Source organism: Flavobacterium sp. N2550, assembly GCF_025947265.1.
Classification (GTDB): domain Bacteria; phylum Bacteroidota; class Bacteroidia; order Flavobacteriales; family Flavobacteriaceae; genus Flavobacterium; species Flavobacterium endophyticum.
This window is the reverse complement of the sequence record NZ_CP110007.1, coordinates 201428-224783: the sequence shown is the minus strand read 5'-3', so window position 1 is coordinate 224783 and position 23356 is coordinate 201428. Positions and strand designations below refer to the sequence as shown.

Below are 23356 nucleotides of genomic sequence, written 5' to 3'. Positions count from 1 at the left end.
TAAGCAATTTAATTTGAATTTTTTTTACACCCCATGCAACCCTTTTCGAACGAATCTCGTCTATGCTAATAGAACACTGATTGAAATGTTCAAGTCAAAGATCAAAAACACTAAATGAAAGTAATCGCTTTACATCAAGAGGAAAAAGACATAATCAGCCAGGCTGTCGCAAACAACCGTCATGCGCAGCAAAAGATTTATGCCGGCCATGCCCCGAAGATGCTAAGTGTCTGCAGGCAATATATAAAAGATGTACACCAAGCAGAAGATGTGATGATTACCGCTTTCATGAAAGTTTTTGCCAACCTTAAAAACTTTGAACACAAAGGAAGCTTTGAAGGCTGGATCAGAAGAATAATGATCAACGAATGCATTTCGTTCATCAGGGTTCAGAAAAAAGTAAAATATATTGAAGATGAGACTTATTTCGAAGAGACTCATAATAATACAGACAGCCAATTCAATGTTGAAGATATTCAATTTTTGATTGACAGTCTGCCAGACGGCTACAGGATGGTTTTCAACCTCTATGCTATTGAAGGATTCAAGCATCAGGAAATTGCGAAAATGCTCGGAATAAACGAAGGGACATCCAAATCGCAATTGTCACATGCTCGAAAAATGTTGCAGGAACAAATTAACAAACTAAAGAATTTTCAAAATGGAACCGAATAAACTAGAAAAGGATTTCAAAAAGAAACTAGACGAAAGGACCATTCAGCCTTCTGAAATGGCCTGGGATAGATTGGATGCCATGCTTTCGGTAGCTGAAAAGAAAAAACCTAAAAAAAGAACATGGCTCTATATCGCAGCAAGTTTTTTGGGATTTTTATTGGTCGGGACAATCTTCTTCAACCAATCAGAAGCGGTAATAGAGAAAGGGAATGATGTAGTTGTGACTGAAGAGAAAACTGAAAAAGCAGTTGAAAACAGCGCCCCAGAAGAACAAAATACAAAATCATCAAATCAAATCACGATAGTTAATTCAGAAGCCATCGCTTCAAGGTTGCCGGTGCAAAAAAAGAATCAAAAAGCTGGGTCTTCCACTTCTTTGAAGAAAGAAGACCAAGCGCTGCAACCGACGCAAGAAAAGACAGAAATGATAGCTTCTGCTGGGCAAAACGAGATGACAAAAGCCAATAAGTATATCGAATCAGAACAGCTTTTGGCTGAAGCTGAAACGAGAATCCAATCGCAGTCTATCAAAAAATACGTCGCAAAATCGAGCGTGAAAGTGGATTCCAAAGGCTTGCTTTCTTCTGTAGAAGGAGAATTGAACGAGACTTTTAGAGACAAGGTGGTCAAATCCATCGGCAAGAATTACGAAAACGTAAAGACGTCCCTTGCAAACAGAAATAACGAATAAATCAATCTGACTTTACAAACTAAAACCAAATATCATGCAAAAAATTATTTTTTACGCAGCGGCATTGCTATGCCTTTTTGCATCCAAAGCATTTGCACAAGAAACTTTTGAACAAAGAGCCAAAGCAATCGCACAGCGTATTGAAGCCATCACAAAAGAAGAAAAAGATGCCCTAAAAGAGGAGGTTGAAGTCGTAAACAAACGGCTTGACAATGGGGAGATTTCGCAAGAAGAAGCGGATAGCCAAAAAGCCACGCTTGCCGACACCAGAGCAAAAAATATTGAAGAAAGAGTCGGAACCGAAGAAGCAAAACTAACCGCGTTAGTGAAAGAAAAAGTAGATGGAAAATTGCCTCCGGAACGAAGAAAAACAGCCTTTAGTATTTATTGGGATAGTTGGGATAAAGACTCTAAAAAAAGAGACTCTATCGTAAGAACTAGAAGCGAATCCAGGACAACATCACAATTTGTTTTTGCTTTTGGTCTTAACAATGCGCTGACAGAAGGCGACCTGAGTTCTGTTGAAGGTTCTGATTATAGAGTGTGGGGATCGCATTTTTACGAATGGGGAATCACGTTCAATACAAGATTAGCGAAAAACCACAACCTTTTGCATGCCAAATACGGACTGTCGTTGATGTATAACAATCTTCGCCCTACGGACAATCGTAATTTTGTGGTAAACGGCGACCAGACAAATTTGGTGACAAATCCAATCAATCTGAAGGATTCACGTTTTAGAAATGTCTATTTGGTAGTTCCTGTGCATCTAGAATTCGATTTCACAAAAAAACGCGTTACCGAAAAAAGAACCTACTTCCATTCGCATGAAAGCTTCCGATTCGGTATCGGAGGTTATGGAGGAGTAAATGTAAAATCCAAACAAATCTTGCGCTATGAAATTGACAATCATAACGTAAAAGAAAGAAGCAAAGGCGATTTCAATGTAAACGATTTTATTTATGGGCTTAGTGCCTACATCGGATACGGCGAAATAAGCTTGTATGCCAAATACGATCTGAATACGATTTTCCGAGATAATCCAGTAGACCAAAATAATATTTCCGTAGGAATTAGATTTGATTTAAATTAAAGAGTGTTTAAGTTAGTGAATACGTAGAAAAGTGCTCATGCCGACAAAAAGGTGTGAGCGCTTTTTGTATTTATGCAAGCCGAAAATCTTCGTATCTTTGAACTCTTAAAACCGAATACTTCTTTATAATTGATAGCCAAGACAACCATAGATACAGTTTTTGAAACCGCCCGAGTCGAGGAGGTCATAGGCGATTTCGTGCAGCTCAAAAGAGCAGGGAGCAACTTCAAGGGACTGAGTCCTTTTTCTGACGAACGCTCTCCCTCGTTTATGGTTTCGCCCGTAAAGCAGATATGGAAAGATTTTAGCTCGGGAAAAGGAGGAAATGTCGTCGCTTTTTTGATGGAGCACGAACATTTTACCTATCCAGAAGCGATTCGCTATTTGGCCAAGAAATACAATATAGAAATAGAAGAGACAGAGCAGTCGCAGGAAGAAAAAGCAGAAGCAAATGAAAAGGAAAGCATGTATCTGGTTTCGGAATTTGCCAAAAAGTACTTTCACGACATATTGCTCAATAACGAAGAAGGCCAGGCGATTGGTTATTCGTATTTCAAGGAAAGAGGCTTTACCAACGAAACCATACGAAAGTTCGAATTAGGCTATTCGCCAGAATCATGGGATGCCTTGACCAAAGAAGCTTTAGGTAAAGGGTATAAGCTCGACTATCTTGACAAGACAGGATTGACCATCGTTAAAGAGGATAAGCAATTTGACCGATTTAAAGGACGCGTGATGTTTCCGATACAAAGCATGTCGGGACGGACGCTCGGTTTTGGAGGAAGGATTCTCGGCAACGACAAGAAGGCCGCAAAATATATGAATTCGCCTGAAAGCGATATTTACCACAAGAGTAAAGTCCTTTATGGAATATTTCATGCCAAGCAGGCCATTGCAAAGCTTGATAATTGCTATTTAGTTGAAGGATATACAGATGTGATCCAATTTCATCAAGCCGGAATAGAAAACGTGGTAGCTTCCTCCGGAACGGCACTGACGCCCGACCAGATTCGTTTAGTCAACCGTCTGACAAAAAACATTACAGTGCTTTTTGACGGCGATGCGGCCGGGTTAAGAGCTTCAATCAGGGGGATTGACCTTATCCTTGAAGAAGGGATGAATGTCAAAGTGTGTACGTTCCCTGACGGTGAAGATCCGGATAGTTTCGCCAGAAAAAATTCTCATGATGAGGTTGTCCGTTATTTAGAAGCTAATTCAAAAGATTTTATTCAGTTCAAGGCTTCGCTGCTTATGGATGAAGCGAAGAATGACCCTGTCAAAAAAGCGGGACTGATTCGCGATATGGTGGCCAGTATTTCAAAAATTCCAGATCGTATCCAAAGAGAAATCTATCTTCAGGAAACGGCAAGAATAATGGATATCTCGGAGCAAGTCTTGGTCAATACATTGGCACAGCTTGTCCAGAAAGAAGTTACGGATACCGGTAAAAAGCAAAAACAAGAGCAGAAAGCTTTTGAAGTTGTAAAGAACGAAAACTCAGAAACGACTCCAAAAATCGATGTCCTTTATGAATTAGAGCGAAAAATAATCGAAATTCTCCTGTTGTATGGGAATAAGGAAGAAGAATTCGAAGATGTACTGCTCAAGACCAACGATGAAGGCGAAATTGAAGAAGCAATCGAAAAAAAAGAATACAAAGTATACCAAAGAATATATTTGAGCCTTCAAGAAGACGAAGTAGAACTTGCAAATCCGCTATTCAGAGATATCTACAACGATTTGGTGAATTATTTCCATCAAAACGAATCTTTCAATATGGAACATTACCTGATGCATCTTGCGCCAGAACTGGCTCAAGAAGTTACGGACATATTAATGTATGAGGAAAGAGAGCTTCTTCATAACTGGGAAGGACAAAATATTATAGTAAAACAAAAAGACCAGACTATAGGCCAATATGTTTCAGAGACAATTCTGACATTGAGGTGGTATCTCGTAGACAGAATTATAGAGGAGTTGAAAGGCAGCATTACATCTGGCCCAGATTCAGACAATACAGAAACACTGTCTATGGCAATGGATTATTATAAACTAATCAATTCTTTTTCGTCTAAACTAGGCAGGGTAATGTCGCGCTATAGCTAGGCCTAGACTATCTCAAGAGTTTTAGCTTTGTTGACAAGATCTACAAGGTTTGTCACGTTTAGTTTTGTAAGAAGCCTCAATTTATAAGTACTTACTGTTTTTTCGTTTAAGTCAAGAATCTTTGCAATTTCTTTGTTCTTTTTTCCATCGCTGAGGTAGCGCAGTACTTCAATCTCGCGGGTTGAAAGTTTTCTGTACAGACGTTCCGATTTATTTCTTTTTCCAATCAGCGCAAGATTTTTCTTCACAGTCTCGCTAAATACGACAGCTCCGCCGTATACTTTAGTCAATGCAGATGCAAGTCCTTCTAATTTTGAAGTCTTATGAATGTAGGCAGAAACACCAGCTTTCAGAGCGTTTGGGGCGTACATTTGCTCCGAAAGGTTTGTGAAAATCACAATCTTAGTGGAAGGATAGTCTTTAACCATTCCTTTTATAAGATTAATACTCGAAAGTCCTTCCAAATCAAGATCAAGGATAACGATGTCTACAGACTTTTTACTCAGGATGTCCTCCAGAGTATTATAGTCTTCAGCATGCCCAACGATACTGATTTCTGAATTGTCTTTAAAATAGGATTTTATTCCATAATGGACGATAGGGTGATTATCGGCTAAACATATTTTGATCATAATGCATTTTTTTAAATTTAAACTGATAAACCTTTAGTAAATTTAGTTAAATTTTTTTAAAATAAATAAGGTTTGTATGAAAATCATTTCAAATCTTCCGAAATTTTGCAAATCGGTATCGGAATCATTTTATGTTGATTTACGTAATTAAGTCTTTTATAGATTGAAAAGACTTCAGCTTCTCTTCCGGAAAAATCTTTTGCTTCTTTTCCGTCCTCTGCAGCATTCATTGCCCACTCTAATTCGTCATAGCTGGCACCAAGCTGGTCCTCATCGCTTCTGTCGTCTCCAAAAAGCCCATCGGTAGGAGCGGCATTCAGAATAGAAGTCGGAACTCCTAGAAAAGCAGCCAGCTGAAATACTTCCGATTTCATCAAATCGGCTATCGGACTCACATCTACACCGCCATCGCCATATTTGGTATAAAAGCCTACGCCAAAATCTTCGACTTTGTTTCCGGTTCCGACCACCAAGCGACTGTGTATTCCTGCATGGTAATATAAAGTGGTCATTCGCAAGCGTGCTCTAGTATTTGCTAAGGAAAGATGTAGTTTTTTTTCGTCGTCGCCAGATGGGACTATACTTTTAAACATCTCAAAAACAGAAGTGAGATTCGTTTCGATGCTGTCTACGTTAGAAAACCTTTTTTTTAACTGCTCAATATGCTCCCGTCCTCTTGAAACATGACTTGGCGCTTGGTGAATTGGCATTTCTACACAAAGAGTCGGTAGTCCTGTGAGCGCACAAAGCGTTGAAGTGACTGCAGAATCGACTCCTCCAGAGATTCCTACAACAAAACCACTTACTTTTGCGTTTGTTGCGTAGTCCTTTAGCCAATTTGCAATATGGGTTGTGATCTTATCGGCTTGGAGCGTATTGTTTTTTTGCATTACAATTTTATTAATTTAAATACGTGAAGTGTATATTTGCACTTTATTTTTTTGCCTAATTAAAGTTAAAAAAACAATTCATAATTTAAGGTTAAGATTTAATACAAAAATACTAACAAAAATATAAATGAGAAAACTTACTGTATTATTGATTTTTACTGTTTTTTTTATTTCTTGTGATAAAAAAGACAAGGTCGAAAAAGCAATAGAAGAAGTGCCAGTTGAGCTTGATGTAGAGCGTTTTGATAAGGTTTTTTATGAAACGCCTCCCGAAGATCTTTCCAAGATAAAACGACAGTATCCTTACTTTTTCCCAGCCGGAAATGAAGATACGGTTTGGACAAACAAGATGAAAAATCCACTTTTGAGAGAATTGCATGCAGAAGTTCAAAAAACATTTGGCAATTTTCAAAAAGAAAGAGGCGATTTAGAAGAGTTGTTTCGCCATATCAAATATTATTTTCCAGAGACCAACCTTCCAAAAGTTATAACGCTGATTTCAGAAGTCGATACGCAAAGCAAAGTGATTTATGCGGACAGTTTGTTGTTAATCTCGTTGGATGTTTATTTAGGAAAAGACCATAAATTCTATTCAGGCTTTCCAGAATACCAAAGAAGAACTTTTGAAAAATCACAAATCCTTCCAGATGTTGTCTCTGATTTTTCGCTTCGAAAAATAGCGCCTCCAACAGACAGAGCGCTGCTTTCTCAAATGATCTATTTCGGGAAAGAACTATATTTGAAAGATGTCTTGATTCCTCAAGTTTCCGATGCAGACAAGATAGGCTATACGCCAGAGCAGATTACTTGGAGCCAAGAAAACGAAGGATATATCTGGCGCTATTTCGTAGATGAGAAGTTATTATACGATTCTGATCCTAAATTGCCCGGAAGATTTATAAATCCAGCCCCGTTTTCCAAGTTTTATCTTGAAATCGATAATGAGTCACCAGGACAGATCGGAATGTGGATTGGATGGCAAATTGTGCGTTCCTACATGAAAAACAATGATGTATCTTTGCAGCAATTATTGCAGACCGATGCAAAAGAAATTTTTGATAATTCTAAATACAAACCTAAAAAGTAATGCCTAAAAAAATAACTTCCGAAATAAAAATAACCGTTGAGCTTGATGATAACAGAGTGCCAGAAAAGCTTTTCTGGGCCGCTCAAGATGGAGGCGTTGTTCAAGAGGAGTCAAAAGCCATGATGCTTTCATTTTGGGACAGCAATGCTCAAGAAACAATGAGAATCGACCTTTGGACTAAAGACATGCCGGTTGATGAAATGAAAAAATTCTTTCACCAGAGCCTTGTCGCAATGGCAGATACTTTTCAGAGAGCGACAGACGATGAGAAGATGTCGGACACCATGAGAGATTTCTGCGACTACTTTGCAGAAAAAATGGAATTAAAAAAAGGAGAATAGCGCCTTTGGAACATAATAAAAAAGCGGACTTTTTAGGTCCGCTTTTTTATTTATAACTAAAAACTATTCAAGTCTTTAAAAACCTCGGTGTTGATTTCGTCTATATAGGCCAAGACTTTTTCTTTTCCGGTGCCTTCGGTCGATGAGGTGACGAAATAAGGAGGCATCTCTTCCCAATTGCTTGCCAGGAGCTTCTTGCGGTAAGCAGCTACGTTTGAATCTATTTTGGTCTTGCTGATTTTATCCGCTTTGGTAAATATGATGCAAAACGGAACTTCTATTTCACCTAAATAAGTTATGAATTCCAAATCAATTGCTTGTGCTTCCAGGCGGATGTCAATCAATATAAAAGCGCAAACCAGCTGTTCTCTTTTTTCAAAATAATCCGTAATGAATTGCTGGAATACTTCTTTTGTCTTTTTAGAAACGCGGGCATAACCATAGCCTGGCAAATCAACCAAAAACCAATTGTTGTTGATCTTAAAATGGTTGATAAGCTGTGTTTTTCCGGGTCTTCCCGAAGTTTTAGCCAAGCTCTTGTGGTTGGTCAGCATATTGATCAAAGAAGACTTTCCTACATTTGATCTTCCAATAAATGCGTATTCGGGCAGACGCTCTTGCGGACATTTGCTTACTTCGGAATTGCTGATAACAAATTCAGCGGAATTGATTTTCATAACGGATGTTCGATTTCTGCAAAGGTAGTCAAAAAAAATAACCGCTGTTTTTCTGGAAAAATCCTTCAAACAGCGGTTAGACTATACTGTAATAAAATTTATAAGTGTGTTTTCTGAAGCCAATCGTGCATTAGTCGGTTAAACTCATCCGGATGCTCCATCATGGCTGCATGCCCGCATTTATCAATCCAATACAGGGTAGAGTTAGGCAACAATTGGTCAAATTCTTCAGCGACTTCAGGTGGCGTAACTTTGTCGTTTTTCCCCCAGATAATACAAGTAGGAACGTGCATCTTTGGAAGATCCTTCGCCATATTATGACGAATGGCGCTCTTGGCGATAGTCAAGGTCTTGATCAGCTTGATTCTGTCATTGGCCATCGCATATACCTCGTCAACGATTTCTTTTGTGGCTATTTTCGGGTCGTAAAAAACATCTTCTGCTTTTTTCTGAATATAGTCATAATCACCGCGGCGTGGATAGCTGTCGCCCATAGCGCTTTCGTAAAGTCCTGAGCTTCCGGTGATTACTAATCCTAGCATTTTTTCAGGATACATTTTTGTATGATATAGGGCGATATGTCCTCCAAGAGAATTTCCTAAAAGGATAACTCGGTCAAAACCTTTGTAAGTGATGAAATCCTTTACATACTTTGCAAAAGCCTTAACGTTGGTTTTCAGTATGTTTTGTGTGTAAATCGGTAATTCAGGAATAACGACTTTGTAGCCATGCTTTGGAAAATATTCTGCAACTCCGTCAAAATTGCTTAGTCCTCCCATCAGTCCGTGAAGAATAATGATTGGAGTTCCTTCGCCAGTTTCAAAATATTTGTATTTACCTTCTTTTTTTAAGTGTTCTTCCATTGATCTTTTTGGACGTTTCAAATTCACACAAATATATGATTTTATAGATAAAAACGAATTTTTGACTTGATAATTTACCTTTAAATTTTAAATGGAATTTATTATGCTGTAAGGATTTTCGTCTGAAAATAATTTTTTGGATTTCTCATCTTCTAAAGTGTTATCGGTCAGCTCTTTTGATGCGGATATTTAAAATTTCTTTTTTCTGAAATATTTAAAATTTCCATCAAAAATCATAAATCTCTTATCGAATTTTTGGCTAAAGTTAAATTTAGTTAAAATATCTACAACAAATCCTAAAGCTCTGGCAAGCTATTAATTATCTGTTTTGATTCTAAAGTGGTAAAACTTATCAACAAAGTGGTAAAATGTGGTAGATTGTGGTAATTATTTTTCTACATTTGCTATGAAACAGTAAAAAATGTAACTCATTGAATACCATCATTGGAACATATGAATGCAAGGTCGATGCTAAAGGAAGGGTGCTTTTGCCAGCTCCTTTGAAGAAGCAATTGACTGATTCTTTGAACGATGGTTTCGTGTTAAAACGTTCTGTTTTTCAGCCTTGCTTGGAGCTGTATCCGATGGCGGAGTGGAATTTAATGATGCAGAAAATAAACAAGCTGAATCGATTTGTAAAGAAAAACAACGACTTCATCAGGCGTTTTACGGCTGGCGTAAAAGTCGTAGAGATCGATAACTTGGGAAGGCTTCTGATTCCGAAAGATTTAGTGGCTTTCGGAAATATCTCAAAAGATTTAGTGTTGTCTTCGGCAGTGAATATTGTGGAAATCTGGGATAAGGATTTGTATGAAAAATCAATTTCAGGCGATGATGTAGATTTTGCAGATTTGGCGGAAGACGTAATGGGAAATATAAATGATGACGACAATGGAATATCATAATCCGGTTTTGTTGAAAGAAACTGTAGATGGTTTGGATATCAAGCCAGATGGAGTTTATGTGGATGTGACGTTCGGCGGTGGCGGTCATTCAAAAGAAATTTTAAAACGTCTAGGTCCAAACGGTAGGCTGTTCGGATTTGACCAAGACGAAGATGCTCTGGCAAATACCTTGGATGATGAAAGATTTACGCTGATTAATGAAAATTTCAGATTCATAAAAAGATTCTTAAGGTTCCATAATGTGAAAAGCGTTGATGGAATTTTGGCTGATTTAGGGGTTTCTTCGCATCAGTTTGATGTGGCGGAAAGAGGTTTTTCGACACGTTTCGATGCGGAATTGGATATGAGAATGAGTCAAAAAAATGATTTGAGCGCTTACGGAGTAGTGAACGAATATGACGAAGCAAACCTGCGTCGCGTGTTTTATGACTATGGCGAGCTAAAAAACGCCCCTGCAATTGCAAGAGTCATTTTGGAAGCTAGAGAACATGAGCCAATTAAAAATACAGAACAACTAAAAGCGGTCTTGAGCCGATTTTTGCCGGCTCATAAAAGCAATAAGATTTTGGCTCAGATCTATCAGGCAATCCGCATTGAAGTAAATCAAGAAATGGATGTCTTGAAAGAATTTTTGGAACAATCTTTAGAGATATTGAAGCCTGGCGGAAGATTAAGCGTGATTTCTTATCATTCTTTAGAAGACCGATTGGTAAAAAGATACATCAAAAACGGAATGTTTGAAGGCGAGCCAGAACGTGATTTCTTCGGGAATTTTTCTGTTCCGTTCAAGACGATTGGAAAACTAATCGTTCCTGACGATGCAGAAATCAGAATCAACAACAGGGCAAGAAGTGCGAAACTAAGAATTGCAGAAAAGATATAGTATTCAGATGGCAGGTTTCGGTTGCAAACAACAGAAATCTAAAATCTAAAATCTAAAAACATGAAAGGCGGAATTTACAGCATATTAAAAGCAAAATTTCTGATCAATGATGATGCGGCAAAAAACTGGCAGTTCATCATTTTCCTGATCATCTTGGCTTTAATCATGATTGCAAATTCGCACAATTACGAGCAAAAGACATACAGGATTACAGAATTAGATAAAGAGGTGAAAGAACTCCGTTCCGAATTTGTCGACAGGCGTTCCGAGTTGATGAAATTAAAGATGGAATCGACGATTTCAGAAAAAATGGAAGTCAAGGGAATTTTTCCTTCTTCTGTTCCTCCAAAGAAAATTAAAGTATTAAAAGAAAAAGAAAAAGGCTTTTTTGAAAAGTTATGGCAGTAGAAGAAAAAAATATTTCTTACAGAATTTATCTCGTTGCATTTGCAGTCGTGATAATGGCTACTGGAATACTCGTAAAGCTCACGAACATTCAGTGGGTGGAAGGCGATTATTACAGGAAGCTAGCGAAAGACCGCACTGTGAAAAATTTTGTGATTCCTGCTAATAAAGGAAATGTGTATTCTGCCGACGGAAGTCTTTTAGCGACATCAATTCCGAATTATACGATCCGATTTGATGCCGTGGCTCCAAAAAAAGAAGATTTTAATAAAAATGTCGAAGCGCTTTCCGATTCGCTTTCAGTCTTATTGGGCAAGCCAAGTTCGCATTATTTGAACGAGTTCCGTAAAGCAAAAGCCAATAAAAACAGGTACATGCTTTTGGCAAGAGGCTTGAGCTACACAGAATATATGAGAATCAAGACGTTTCCATTATTCAACTTAGGTGCTAATAAAGGCGGATTGATTTCAGAACAAAAAACGGTAAGGGAGCATCCAATCGGGATGATTGCCAATAGAACTATCGGATACGAAAGAGAATATGTAGACGGCGGTGTAGATGGAAAAGGAATTGAATGGGCGTTCAAAAACTATATCAATGGCAAGGACGGAAAAGTACTGAAACAAAAAATTGCAAAAGGACAGTGGAAGCCGATCAGCGATAACAATCAGGTAGAGCCTCAAGACGGTTATGATATTATCTCTACGATTGATGTCTACATACAAGATATTGCCCATCATGCGTTGCTTAAGCAATTAGAATACTACGAAGCAGAACACGGTTGTGTGGTCGTAATGGAAACAAAAACCGGCGAAGTTAAAGCCATTTCAAATCTAGGCAGAGTAGAAGACGGCAGCTATTCCGAAACATTGAATTATGCTGTTGCCGAATCGCACGAGCCTGGATCAACATTCAAATTGATCGACCTGATTGCTCTTTTAGATGATAAAAAAGTTGATACAAGCAAAGTGTATGACAGCCGAGGCGGAGATATTACCTATCACAATAGACACGTAAGAGATTCGAAAAAAGGAGGTTACGGAAAAGTCTCTTTGGCAAGAGGTTTTGAGCTGTCTTCCAACACGATTATGGTGCAGGCCGTGTATGAAAATTACAAAGACAATCCGAGAGAATTTGTAGACCGAATCAACAGAATGGGGCTAAACAAACCATTAGGATTGCCTTTTGAAGGCGAAGGAGTGCCATTTATTCCGCAGCCAGGAACCAAAAGATGGAACGGGACATCATTGCCTTGGATGGCTTTCGGATATGGAGTTTCCATGACGCCATTGCAAAGCTTGGCCATCTACAACGCTGTTGCTAACGACGGAGAAATGGTGAAGCCGATTTTCGTAAAAGAAATCAAAGAATGGAACAAAACCATCAAGAAATTTGACAAAGAAGTAATCAATCCGAAAATCTGCTCTGATGAAACGCTTAAAAAAGTGAGAAAAGTTTTGGAGAATACGGTAAAAAAAGGAACAGGCTCAAAATTATATTCCAAAGATTTCTCAATGGCAGGAAAAACAGGAACAGCACAGGTAGATTATGCTAAAGGAAAGCATACCGACGCCATGTATTATGCTTCGTCTTTTGCCGGATATTTTCCAGCCGACAAGCCAAAATATTCCTGTATCGTGATCATTCATAAGCCAAGTAAAAGCAAAGGCTTTTATGGAGGAGACGTTTCCGGTCCGGTTTTCAAGAGAATCGCACAGAAGATTTTTACCGATGTTCCGTCGACCAATGAAATTAAAAACCTGAACAAAAAAAGCATCAACCAAGACAAAGATTACGGAAGATATTCTGATTTAGTATCAAAAGAAACGATTCCAAATGTTCACGGAATGGCAGGAATGGACGCAGTAGCGCTTTTTGAAAACCTAAAGATGAAAGTAAAAGTTATCGGAATAGGTAAAGTAAAAAGACAATCCATACAGCCTGGAGAAGCAATAGTAAAAAACAGAACCATAATATTAGAATTATCGTGATTATTCTAAAAGACATATTATACAAAGTCGCCATTGAAGCTGTAAAAGGTTCAACGGAAATTGCTATTAACGCGATTGACTTCGATTCAAGAAAAATCGGAACGAACGACGTTTTTATTGCAATCCGTGGTGCAGTAGCAGACGGACATGAATATATCGAAACGGCTATCAGCAAAGGAGCAGTGGCTATTATTTGCGATACTTTTCCGGAAAATATAGCACAAGGCGTGACGTATATCCAAGTAAAAGATACCAATCGAGCGCTGGCTTTTATTGCTTCTAACTATTATGGAAATCCTTCCGCAAATTTAAAATTGGTCGGAATTACAGGTACAAATGGTAAGACAACCATAGCTTCATTGCTTTTTCAGCTATTTAAAAAAGCAGGATATAAAGTAGGATTGCTTTCGACCGTAAAAAATGTGGTAGATGATGTAGAATACAAGTCAATGTTGACGACTTCAGATTCGATCACGATCAATAAGTTCTTGAAAGAAATGAACGATGTTGGCGTGGAATTTTGCTTTATGGAAGTCAGCTCTCACGGAATCGCCCAAAAAAGAACCGAAGGTTTACAGTTTGCAGGAGGCGTTTTTACCAATCTTTCACACGACCATTTGGATTACCATAAAACATTTGCAGAATACAGAGATGTCAAAAAAATGTTTTTCGATCAGTTGCCAAAATCAGCCTTCGCTTTAGTGAATTCTGATGATAAAAACGGAATGGTCATGTTGCAGAACACGACAGCTAAAAAACTGACTTACGCTTTAAAATCATACGCCGATTACAGAGCGCAGATTCTAGAAAACCAATTGTCAGGATTGTTGCTGAAAGTAAATGAGCAAGAAGTTTGGGTTAGGCTAATCGGAACATTCAATGCCTATAACCTGCTTGCAATATATGGAACTGCGATTGAATTAGGACTTGACAATTTAGAAGTGTTGCGATTGCTTTCTGAACTTGAAAGCGTTTCTGGACGATTCCAATTTATCGTTTCCAAAGAAAACATTACCGCTGTCGTGGATTACGCCCACACGCCAGATGCTTTGGAAAACGTATTGAAAACTATCGATGATATCCGTACAAAAAACGAACAACTTATTACGGTAGTCGGCTGTGGCGGCGATAGAGATAAGACTAAGCGCCCGATTATGGCGAATATTGCTTCAACATTAAGTGACAAAGCGATTCTAACGTCAGACAACCCAAGAACCGAAGATCCAGAAGCCATTATTTTAGAAATGGAACAAGGTGTAGAGCCTCAAAATTATAAAAAGACAATAGCGATTGTCGACAGAAAGCAAGCCATTAAAACAGCCTGCCAGCTGGCACAACCAAACGATATTATCCTGATTGCAGGAAAAGGACATGAAACCTATCAAGAAATCAACGGAGTCCGCTATGATTTTGACGATATGAAAATTGTAACTGAACTATTAGAACAACTGAATAAATAGAGGAACTATGCTATACTATCTATTTGATTATTTAGACCGAATGGACATCCCAGGAACTGGAGTCTTTCAATATATTACCTTCCGTTCAGGTTTGGCTATCATACTTTCTTTGTTGATTTCGACTGTTTTTGGTAAAAAGATCATCAACTTTTTAAGAAGACAGCAAGTAGGGGAAACCGTTCGTGAGCTTGGTCTTGCTGGACAAAACGAAAAAGCGGGAACGCCTACGATGGGTGGACTGATTATCATCGTTGCCACTTTGGTACCGGTTTTTTTACTGGCCAAATTGAACAATATCTATATTCTTTTGCTGATTGTAACCACGCTTTGGATGGGAACTATCGGATTCATAGACGATTATATCAAGATTTTCAAAAAAGATAAAGAAGGATTAAAAGGAAGGTTCAAAGTTATCGGTCAAGTCGGACTAGGACTGATTGTCGGAACAGTACTGTATTTCCATCCAAGCGTAACCGTGCGGACAGATACTGGAAACACCAATGTTTTTGCGACAAATCAGACGACTGTTTCTGCAGTTCCATTAGAAGAAAAATCGACAGCAACAACAATTCCTTTCTTCAAAGACAACGAATTTGATTATGCAGAATTGCTTTCATGGGCTGGAGACGACTATAAAGATTACGCTTGGCTGATTTTTATTCCAGTTGTGATTTTTATCATCACCGCTGTTTCCAACGGAGCCAATCTTACCGACGGAATCGATGGTCTTGCCGCTGGAACTTCTGCTATTTCCGTAATAGCACTTGGTATTTTCACCTTTGTTTCGGGTAACATTATTTTCTCGAACTACCTGAACATAATGTACATCCCTAATTCAGGAGAGATGACGGTTTATATCGCCTCATTTGTCGGAGCGCTCGTCGGATTCCTTTGGTACAACACCTATCCTGCGACCGTATTCATGGGCGATACAGGCAGTTTGACCATTGGCGGAATCATCGCCGTTTTGGCTATTGCAGTTAGAAAAGAATTAATGATTCCTGTATTGTGCGGTATTTTCTTGGCAGAAAACCTTTCCGTCGTGCTGCAGGTCTCTTATTTTAAATATACAAAAAAACGTTTCGGCGAAGGCCGGAGAATCTTTTTGATGTCGCCATTGCATCACCATTACCAGAAGAAGGGTTATCACGAAAGCAAAATCGTGACCCGCTTCTGGATCGTGGGAATCTTGCTGGCAATTCTGTCAATCGTAACCCTAAAATTAAGATAAATGGAACAACGATTGGTCATTTTAGGCGGAGGAGAAAGCGGCGTAGGAACTGCAATTCTCGGAAAGAAAAAAGGATACGATGTTTTTGTGTCTGATTTCGGAAAAATAAAAAACAATTATAAAGAAGTTCTTGGCCTTCATGGTATAAAGTGGGAAGAAGAAAAGCATACAGAAGATTTGATTCTCAATGCAGATGTAGTGATGAAAAGCCCCGGAATTCCTGATAAATCGCCAATCGTAAAAAAACTTTTGGAGCGAGGAATAAAAGTGATTTCCGAAATTGAATTCGCCGTCCAGTACACAAAAGCAATAACCGTTGGGATTACCGGAAGCAACGGAAAGACCACCACGACGATGCTGACCTATCATCTGCTGAAACAAGGAGGCATAAACGTAGGATTAGCTGGGAATATCGGAAAAAGCTTTGCCTGGCAGGTAGCCGATGATAAACACGATGTGTATGTTTTAGAATTAAGCAGTTTCCAATTGGATGGGATTATAGACTATAAGCCGCACATTGCCATAATCACAAATATCAGCCCAGATCATTTAGATCGATACGATTATGATTACGGAAAATACATCGCATCAAAATTCAGGATTACCGAAAACCAGACAGAAGAAGATTACCTGATTTATGACGCCGACGACGAAGCCATAGGAAATTGGCTCAAAATGAACAAGACAAAAGCGCAGTTGCTGCCCTTTTCAATGACAAAGACAATTGAAAACGGAGCTTATGCAAAAGAAGATACAATCAATATAAACATCAATAACGAAGAATTTGTTATGCCACAAGACAAACTAGCCCTAGAAGGAAAACACAACGTGAAAAATGCAATGGCAGCTTCAACAGTTGCGCAATTGCTGCGAATCAGAAAATCCACAATCCGTGAAAGCCTTTCTGATTTTCAAGGTGTGGAGCATCGTTTGGAAAAAGTGCTTAAAATTCAAAACGTGCAATATGTGAACGATTCAAAAGCAACCAATGTGAATGCCGCATTTTACGCTTTAGATAGCATGAATACGCCAACCGTATGGATAGTTGGAGGTGTTGACAAAGGAAATGATTACTCAGAATTGATGCCGTTGGTTCGCGAAAAGGTAAAAGCAATCATCTGCCTTGGTATTGATAACAAAAAAATTATCGACGCCTTCGGTGATGTCGTGGATGAAATGATTGAGGCTCAAAATATGAGAGATGCCGTAAAATATGCACAAAGAATGGCAGAAAAAGGCGATACTGTTTTGCTTTCGCCGGCCTGTGCAAGTTTCGATTTGTTCGAAAATTACGAAGACAGAGGAAGGCAGTTTAAGCAAGCCGTTCAAAATCTATAGATGCCAACCTGTTTTCAGGAAAGTAAATTACAAGTAAAAGAAAGGGAATTATGAAAGAGTTTATAAACAATCTTAAAGGAGACAAGGTCATCTGGGCGTTCATCGCTCTTTTGGCATTGATTTCGTTTATGCCTGTTTACAGCGCAAGTAGTAATTTGGCGTATAGTGCAAATGGTTCTGGAAACACAGTCAGCTTTTTGATTAAGCATTTTGCGCACGTAGGAATCGGATTTCTGATTGTTTATATGGTGCATAAAATTCCATACCATTATTTCAAGGCGATTTCAATGATTGCCCTTCCGATTGTAGGATTGCTCTTGCTGTACACGCTTTTCCAAGGAAAAACAATAGGCGGTGCGAATGCCAGCCGTTGGATCCAGATTCCTTTTGTCGGAATCAGTTTCCAGACTTCAACACTCGCCGCAATGGTGCTGATGATTTATGTAGCAAGATATCTGGCAAAAAAGCGAGAAGTCGAAGACACGTTCCAAAAATCGGTAATCGAATTATGGCTTCCAGTATTCGGAATAATACTGCTGATTCTGCCGGCTAACTTTTCTACCGCAGCACTGATTTTTTCAATGGTCGTAATGCTGGTATTTGTGGGCAAATATCCTTTGAGATACCTCGGGATTGTAATCGGAGCTGGAGTTGTCGGATTGACCTTTTTTATTTTAGTTGCAAAAGCTTTTCCAGATGCTTTTCCTAACCGTGTAGACACTTGGGTCAGCCGTATTGAAAACTTTACGAGCGACAAACCAGACGAAGATAATTATCAGATTGAAAAAGCAAAAATAGCAATAGCTACTGGCGGAATACGTGGTTTAGGTCCAGGAAAAAGCGTTCAGAAAAACTTCCTGCCGCAATCGTCTTCCGATTTTATTTATGCGATCATCGTAGAAGAAAATGGACTTATTGGTGCCGTTGTCGTCATGTTCCTCTACATCATGCTTTTCATCCGATTCTTGATTGCATCGCACAAAGCCAATACCTTATTTGGAAAATTATTAGTCGTCGGGTTAGGATTTCCTATAGTATTTCAGGCGCTAATTAATATGGCTGTTGCCGTTGAATTATTGCCCGTAACAGGACAGACTTTGCCGTTAATAAGTAGTGGAGGTAGCTCTATTTGGATGACTTGTGTGTCGCTTGGGATTATTCTCAGCGTGACCAAAAAAGATGAGGAAATTGCTCAAGAAAATCTTGAAAAAGCCCAAAGAGAAGAAGCATTGCAACGATTGATCGAAAGAGAAATGAACGGTGAAAATGTCGAAGAGGAAGAAGAAATCACAAATGAAAAAGAACCACAATATGCAATCGAGGATGTAAGCGACAATCCAATGAAAGCAGTGATGGGGAAATAATTTAAGATGGCAGATATAAGATTTCAGATGGCAGTTTGCAGATGAAATCAGTGAAAAAAGATTTAAAAAAATGCAAAAATTAAAATTCATATTAAGCGGTGGCGGTACTGGTGGACATATCTACCCAGCAATTGCTATTGCAAATGAATTAAAAGAACGTTTCCCAGATTGTGAAATCCTATTTGTAGGGGCCAAAGACAAAATGGAGATGCAGAAAGTGCCACAAGCAGGTTATCCGATAAAAGGACTTTGGATTTCAGGATTGCAAAGAAGGCTTACGCTGGATAACTCGCTTTTCCCTTTCAAGCTTTTTGATAGCTTGTTGAAATCAAGGACGATTATCAACAAATTCAAACCGAATGTGGCTATCGGAACTGGAGGTTTTGCAAGCGGACCGCTATTAAGAGTAGCTGGTTTTGCAGGAATTCCAACTGTAATCCAAGAGCAAAATTCGTATCCAGGCATCACAAATAAATGGTTGAGTAGCAGAGCAAGCAAGATTTGCGTGGCCTATGAAAATCTGGACCGATTTTTTCCAAAAGATAAGATTGTCTTCACGGGAAATCCAGTTCGCCAAGATTTGATCGATATAAAAGGGAAGAAAAAAGAAGCACGAGACTATTTCAAGCTGAATCCCGATAAAAAAGTGTTATTGGTGCTTGGCGGAAGTTTGGGATCAAGAAGAATAAACCAACTGATTGCGAAAGAATTAGTGAATTTTTCTTCTCAAGAGGTACAAGTTATTTGGCAGTGCGGCAAGTTTTATATCGAAGAGTACAAGCATTTTAATGAAAAAGAAAATGTTCAGGTGACAGCGTTTATTGATAGAATGGATTTGGTGTATGCCGCGGCAGATGTCATTATTTCTAGAGCTGGAGCTTCTTCAGTTTCGGAATTGTGCTTGGTGGGTAAGCCTGTAATTTTTATCCCGTCGCCAAATGTTGCCGAAGACCATCAGACAAAAAATGCAAAAGCAATTGTAGATAAAAATGGAGCCCTGATGATAAAAGAAAACGAGCTGGATACAAAATTCACTTCAATTTTCAACAATCTCTTAAGTGACAAGAACCTACAAGAAAACTTGAGCGAAAACATAAAAAAAATGGCAATGCCTAATGCAACAAAAGACATTGTCGACGAAATAATAAAATTAGTTGAAAGCCAAAAATCGTAAAAGTCTGATGACTTTATGACTTGAAACTTTACGACATTAAGACTAAAAAAATGAATTTGAATCAGATACATAACGTTTATTTCATCGGAATCGGAGGCATCGGAATGAGCGCACTGGCGCGTTATTTCAAAGCTATCGGCAAAAACGTATGTGGATATGATAAGACCGAAACAGAGCTTACGAAAGAATTAGAAGCTTTAGGAATCGAAATTCATTTTGAAGACAGTATTTCCTTAATCCCGAAAGACTATTATTCCGAAAATACTTTAGTAATCATTACTCCGGCTGTGCCTAAAACGCACTCGGAATGGAACTATTTCTTAGAAAGAGAATACCAAGTTAAAAAGAGAGCAGAAGTACTTGGTATAATTACAAAAGATACCTTCTGTTTTGCCGTAGCAGGAACACACGGGAAAACGACGACTTCGAGCATTTTAGGACATATTTTATATGAAAGCGGAGCCGATGTTACGGCATTTTTAGGTGGCATCATAGAAAATTATAATTCCAACCTAATCGGAAGCGGCAAGACCGTAACCGTTGTTGAAGCTGATGAGTTTGATCGTTCCTTCTTGCATTTATATCCAAATATTGCCTGCGTCACATCGATGGATGCTGATCATTTGGATATTTATGGAGATACAGCTTCTATCGAAGCTTCCTTTGTTGAATTTGCAGGCAAAGTAGAAGATAAAAACAATTTGTTTATTGCAAAGGGACTGCCTTTAGAAGGGATTTCTGTTGCGGTTAATGAAGAAGCCAATTACAAGGCTTTTAATATCAGAATCGAAAATAGCGCTTATGTTTTTGATGTGCAGACGCCTTCAGAAATCATAAAAGACATACAATTTAATTTACCAGGAAAACACAATTTGACAAATGCCTTAATCGCTTTGGCAATGGCAAATACCTACGGCACCCCGACCGAAAGCATTGCCAAAGCATTATTTACATTTAAAGGTGTAAAACGCAGATTTTCTTATCAGATTAAAGAAGAAAATGTAGTATATATCGATGATTATGCACATCATCCGACTGAAATAAATGCGGTACATCAAGCGGTTACGGAGTTGTATCCTGAAGAAAAAGTTTTGGCTATTTTTCAGCCCCATCTATTCAGCAGGACAAAAGATTTTATCGACGGATTTGCGTCAAGTTTGTCTGCTTTTGACGAAGTGATTTTGTTGGATATTTATCCGGCTAGAGAGTTGCCAGTCGAAGGAGTGAATTCCGAATGGCTTTTAAGCAAGATAGACAATCCGAATAAAAAATTAGTGTCAAAAACCGACCTGATTTCGGAGATTTTAAAAAGCAATGCTAAAGTTGTTGTTACAATTGGAGCAGGCGATATAGGCGAATTGGTGAAACCGATTAAAGAAGCTTTGTATGAAAAAGTTTAACTGGACAAATATCAAATTAGCGTTCATGTTTGCGCTTGTGATTTTCCTGTATTCTTTTACTTCGAAGAGAAATGAACAGCGAAAATTGAAAAAATCCGTAGTAGAATTTGTCAATGAAAATAGTCCGTTTATTACACAAGAAGCGGTTAATAAATTGTTAATAGAAAATAATGCAGCCGCTACGAGCATTCAAAAAGATGAGTTAGATTTGAATAAATTGGAGAAAACTCTCAATAATCACAATATGATCGAAAAGTGTGAAGTATTTGTGAGTGTTGATGGCGTCTTAAAAGCTGTCGTGAAACAGAAAACACCTGTTGCCAGAGTGTTTGAGGATAACGGTTCTTTTTATATTGATTACGAAGGACATAAGATGCCGTTGTCAGACAATTTCACAGCTAGAGTTCCAATTGTTTCGGGGGGGATTAACGGTAAAAATAATGAAAATCTAAACGAGGTTTTTCGTTACATCTATGACGATGAGTTTTTGCATAAAAACATCATCGGTATACAAGTTTTGCCAAATGGTAGCCTAAAAATGATGAACAGAAATTTTAATTATGTCATCGATTTTGGCAGAACCATTAATGTTGATAAAAAGTTCAAGAATTATAAAGCCTTTTTTCAGAAGGCAATTCGAGACAGTTTGATAAATAAATACAAGACAGTAAATCTGAAGTTTACGCAACAGGTAGTGTGCACCAAAAATTAGGATATGGAAAAAGAGAGCATTGCAGTAGGTTTAGACATTGGGACAACCAAGATTGTCGCTATGATTGGCAAGAAGAATGAATACGGGAAGCTTGAAATTTTGGGCGTTGGAAAATCCAAAAGCCTTGGTGTGGCAAGAGGCGTTGTAAACAATATCACGCAGACAATTCAATCTATCCAGCAGGCAGTACACGAAGCAGAAGTAGATTCAGGTTATAAAATAAAAGACGTTGTTGTCGGCATTGCCGGACAGCACATCAGAAGCATACAGCACAGCGATTACATCAGCAGAAGCAATCCTGAAGAAGTAATCAGCGAAAATGATATCGACCTGTTGATCAATCAGGTGCACAAATTAGCGATGCTTCCTGGAGAAGAAATTATCCACGTGTTGCCGCAAGAATTTAAGATTGACGGGCAAGCCGAAATCAAAGAGCCAATCGGAATGTATGGCGGAAGACTAGAGTCTAGTTTTCATGTTGTCGTAGGCCAAGCTTCTTCAATCAGAAATGTTGGAAGATGTATCAAAAGTTCAGGCCTAGATTTATCCGGATTGACATTAGAGCCCTTAGCTTCGGCAGATGCAGTATTGAGCCAAGAAGAAAAAGAAGCTGGTGTTGCGTTAATCGATATCGGTGGTGGAACAACAGACTTGGCAATTTTTAAAGATGGGATTATCCGCCATACGGCAGTGATTCCTTTCGGCGGAAATGTCATTACCGATGATATCAAAGAAGGCTGTTCGATTATTGAAAAACAAGCCGAGCTATTGAAAGTGAAATTCGGTTCTGCATGGCCAGGAGAAAATAAAGACAATGAGATTGTTTCTATTCCAGGTTTGAGAGGAAGAGAGCCTAAGGAAATTTCGTTGAAAAACTTGTCAAAAATAATTCATGCTCGTGTAGTAGAGATTATCGACCAAGTTTTTACAGAAATCAAATCATACGGACACGAAGATCCGCGTAAAAAACTGATTGCAGGTATTGTTCTGACAGGCGGTGGAGCACAATTGAAGCATATCAAGCAATTGGTAGAATACATTACAGGAATGGATACGAGAATTGGTTATCCGAACGAACATCTCGCTGGAAATTCGGATGAAGAAATTTCAAGTCCGCTTTATGCAACAGCTGTCGGATTAGTGATGAACAGCATCAGGAATAATACCACAAGTGCTGTTCCGTTCAATCAAGTAGAAGTTGAAAAGGTCGTTCCGATTCAGATGCAGCAGAAAGAAGTTGTTGCGGAAACGAATCATTATGAAGAAGAAATTATTGAAGAAGAAGTTCCTAAAAAAGTAGAGCAGGCCAAGACGGTTTCTACAGAAGGAAGAATGAAAAAGTCGTTTTTTGACAAATATATCGACAAGATTAAGGAGTTTTTAGACAATGCGGAATAGGGGCCTAATAGCCAGACAGAAAAATTAAAAGAAAAGGAAA

Annotated in this window: 22 protein-coding genes; 18 read left to right on the top strand and 4 right to left on the bottom strand. The window is 38.5% G+C overall.

The features are described 5' to 3' along the window. The first annotated feature begins 114 nt into the window (after positions 1 to 114). The 4 genes from OLM56_RS00980 (at position 115) to dnaG (ending at position 4565) form a co-directional block, all read left to right on the top strand. Positions 115 to 675, top strand: a complete 561-nt coding sequence (locus OLM56_RS00980) for an RNA polymerase sigma factor (RefSeq protein WP_182492765.1) — start codon at positions 115 to 117, stop codon at positions 673 to 675. Then, a complete protein-coding gene (locus tag OLM56_RS00975) occupies positions 662 to 1366 on the top strand; it encodes a hypothetical protein (RefSeq protein ID WP_264528017.1) in 705 nt (234 codons plus the stop codon). Before OLM56_RS00980 ends, OLM56_RS00975 begins: the two co-directional genes overlap by 14 nt. Positions 1367 to 1400: 34 nt before the next feature. Continuing rightward, on the top strand, positions 1401 to 2459 hold the full coding sequence (locus OLM56_RS00970) for a hypothetical protein (RefSeq protein WP_264528016.1): 1059 nt from the start codon (positions 1401 to 1403) through the stop codon (positions 2457 to 2459). 129 nt (positions 2460 to 2588) lie between these two features. Continuing rightward, entirely contained in the window at positions 2589 to 4565 is a 1977-nt protein-coding gene (gene dnaG / locus OLM56_RS00965) for a DNA primase (protein WP_264528015.1), read from the top strand. Positions 4566 to 4567: 2 nt separating this feature from the next. On the opposite strand, the gene OLM56_RS00960 is transcribed toward dnaG, so the two are convergent. After that, positions 4568 to 5197: a response regulator transcription factor gene (locus OLM56_RS00960; RefSeq protein ID WP_121375202.1), complete on the bottom strand. Its 630-nt coding sequence runs from the start codon at positions 5195 to 5197 to the stop codon at positions 4568 to 4570. An 83-nt stretch (positions 5198 to 5280) separates the two neighbouring features. Then, positions 5281 to 6087, bottom strand: coding sequence for an NAD(+) synthase (gene nadE, locus OLM56_RS00955; RefSeq protein WP_182492761.1), 807 nt, complete (start codon positions 6085 to 6087; stop codon positions 5281 to 5283). 127 nt (positions 6088 to 6214) lie between these two features. Between nadE and gldB the strand changes: the two genes are divergently transcribed. Continuing rightward, a complete protein-coding gene (gldB, locus tag OLM56_RS00950; protein ID WP_264528014.1) occupies positions 6215 to 7174 on the top strand; it encodes a gliding motility lipoprotein GldB in 960 nt (319 codons plus the stop codon). Continuing rightward, positions 7174 to 7515 (top strand): gliding motility protein GldC, encoded by a 342-nt coding sequence (gene gldC / locus OLM56_RS00945; protein WP_170148744.1) that lies wholly within the window; start codon positions 7174 to 7176, stop codon positions 7513 to 7515. Before gldB ends, gldC begins: the two co-directional genes overlap by 1 nt. 56 nt (positions 7516 to 7571) lie before the next feature. Here the strand turns inward: gldC and yihA are convergent, their stop codons facing one another. Both yihA and OLM56_RS00935 read right to left on the bottom strand, forming a co-directional pair. Next, positions 7572 to 8192 carry a ribosome biogenesis GTP-binding protein YihA/YsxC gene (gene yihA, locus OLM56_RS00940; protein WP_121375199.1) on the bottom strand — a complete coding sequence of 207 codons (621 nt, stop codon included), beginning with the start codon at positions 8190 to 8192 and terminating at the stop codon, positions 7572 to 7574. Positions 8193 to 8290: 98 nt separating this feature from the next. Continuing rightward, the gene (locus OLM56_RS00935) at positions 8291 to 9055 is read right to left on the bottom strand and encodes an alpha/beta fold hydrolase (protein WP_264528013.1); all 765 of its coding nucleotides are present in this window, start codon (positions 9053 to 9055) and stop codon (positions 8291 to 8293) included. Positions 9056 to 9486: 431 nt separating this feature from the next. Here OLM56_RS00935 and mraZ point away from each other — a divergent pair, with 431 nt between their 5' ends. The 12 genes from mraZ to ftsA all read left to right on the top strand — a co-directional run bounded on the left by mraZ (position 9487) and on the right by ftsA (position 23316). Next, positions 9487 to 9960 carry a division/cell wall cluster transcriptional repressor MraZ gene (mraZ, locus tag OLM56_RS00930; RefSeq protein WP_182492758.1) on the top strand — a complete coding sequence of 158 codons (474 nt, stop codon included), beginning with the start codon at positions 9487 to 9489 and terminating at the stop codon, positions 9958 to 9960. Next, on the top strand, positions 9935 to 10843 hold the full coding sequence (gene rsmH / locus OLM56_RS00925; RefSeq protein ID WP_264528012.1) for a 16S rRNA (cytosine(1402)-N(4))-methyltransferase RsmH: 909 nt from the start codon (positions 9935 to 9937) through the stop codon (positions 10841 to 10843). Before mraZ ends, rsmH begins: the two co-directional genes overlap by 26 nt. Before the next feature lie 60 nt (positions 10844 to 10903). Beyond that, on the top strand, positions 10904 to 11251 hold the full coding sequence (locus tag OLM56_RS00920; RefSeq protein ID WP_121375196.1) for an FtsL-like putative cell division protein: 348 nt from the start codon (positions 10904 to 10906) through the stop codon (positions 11249 to 11251). Next, a complete protein-coding gene (locus OLM56_RS00915) occupies positions 11242 to 13239 on the top strand; it encodes a penicillin-binding protein (protein WP_121375195.1) in 1998 nt (665 codons plus the stop codon). The genes OLM56_RS00920 and OLM56_RS00915 overlap by 10 nt, the downstream gene beginning before the upstream one ends. Continuing rightward, positions 13236 to 14699 carry a UDP-N-acetylmuramoyl-L-alanyl-D-glutamate--2,6-diaminopimelate ligase gene (locus OLM56_RS00910; protein WP_264528011.1) on the top strand — a complete coding sequence of 488 codons (1464 nt, stop codon included), beginning with the start codon at positions 13236 to 13238 and terminating at the stop codon, positions 14697 to 14699. Before OLM56_RS00915 ends, OLM56_RS00910 begins: the two co-directional genes overlap by 4 nt. A gap of 7 nt (positions 14700 to 14706) precedes the next feature. Next, positions 14707 to 15930: a phospho-N-acetylmuramoyl-pentapeptide-transferase gene (mraY, locus tag OLM56_RS00905; protein ID WP_264528010.1), complete on the top strand. Its 1224-nt coding sequence runs from the start codon at positions 14707 to 14709 to the stop codon at positions 15928 to 15930. Beyond that, positions 15931 to 17268, top strand: coding sequence for a UDP-N-acetylmuramoyl-L-alanine--D-glutamate ligase (gene murD / locus OLM56_RS00900; protein ID WP_121375193.1), 1338 nt, complete (start codon positions 15931 to 15933; stop codon positions 17266 to 17268). A 50-nt stretch (positions 17269 to 17318) separates the two neighbouring features. Continuing rightward, positions 17319 to 18632 (top strand): FtsW/RodA/SpoVE family cell cycle protein, encoded by a 1314-nt coding sequence (locus tag OLM56_RS00895; protein WP_264528009.1) that lies wholly within the window; start codon positions 17319 to 17321, stop codon positions 18630 to 18632. A 70-nt stretch (positions 18633 to 18702) separates the two neighbouring features. Continuing rightward, the gene (gene murG, locus OLM56_RS00890) at positions 18703 to 19806 is read left to right on the top strand and encodes an undecaprenyldiphospho-muramoylpentapeptide beta-N-acetylglucosaminyltransferase (protein ID WP_264528008.1); all 1104 of its coding nucleotides are present in this window, start codon (positions 18703 to 18705) and stop codon (positions 19804 to 19806) included. A gap of 50 nt (positions 19807 to 19856) precedes the next feature. After that, positions 19857 to 21206, top strand: coding sequence for a UDP-N-acetylmuramate--L-alanine ligase (murC, locus tag OLM56_RS00885; protein WP_264528007.1), 1350 nt, complete (start codon positions 19857 to 19859; stop codon positions 21204 to 21206). Beyond that, positions 21193 to 21918, top strand: a complete 726-nt coding sequence (locus OLM56_RS00880; RefSeq protein WP_264528006.1) for a cell division protein FtsQ/DivIB — start codon at positions 21193 to 21195, stop codon at positions 21916 to 21918. Before murC ends, OLM56_RS00880 begins: the two co-directional genes overlap by 14 nt. Before the next feature lie 3 nt (positions 21919 to 21921). Further along, positions 21922 to 23316: a cell division protein FtsA gene (gene ftsA, locus OLM56_RS00875; RefSeq protein WP_264528005.1), complete on the top strand. Its 1395-nt coding sequence runs from the start codon at positions 21922 to 21924 to the stop codon at positions 23314 to 23316. Positions 23317 to 23356 lie beyond the last annotated feature (40 nt).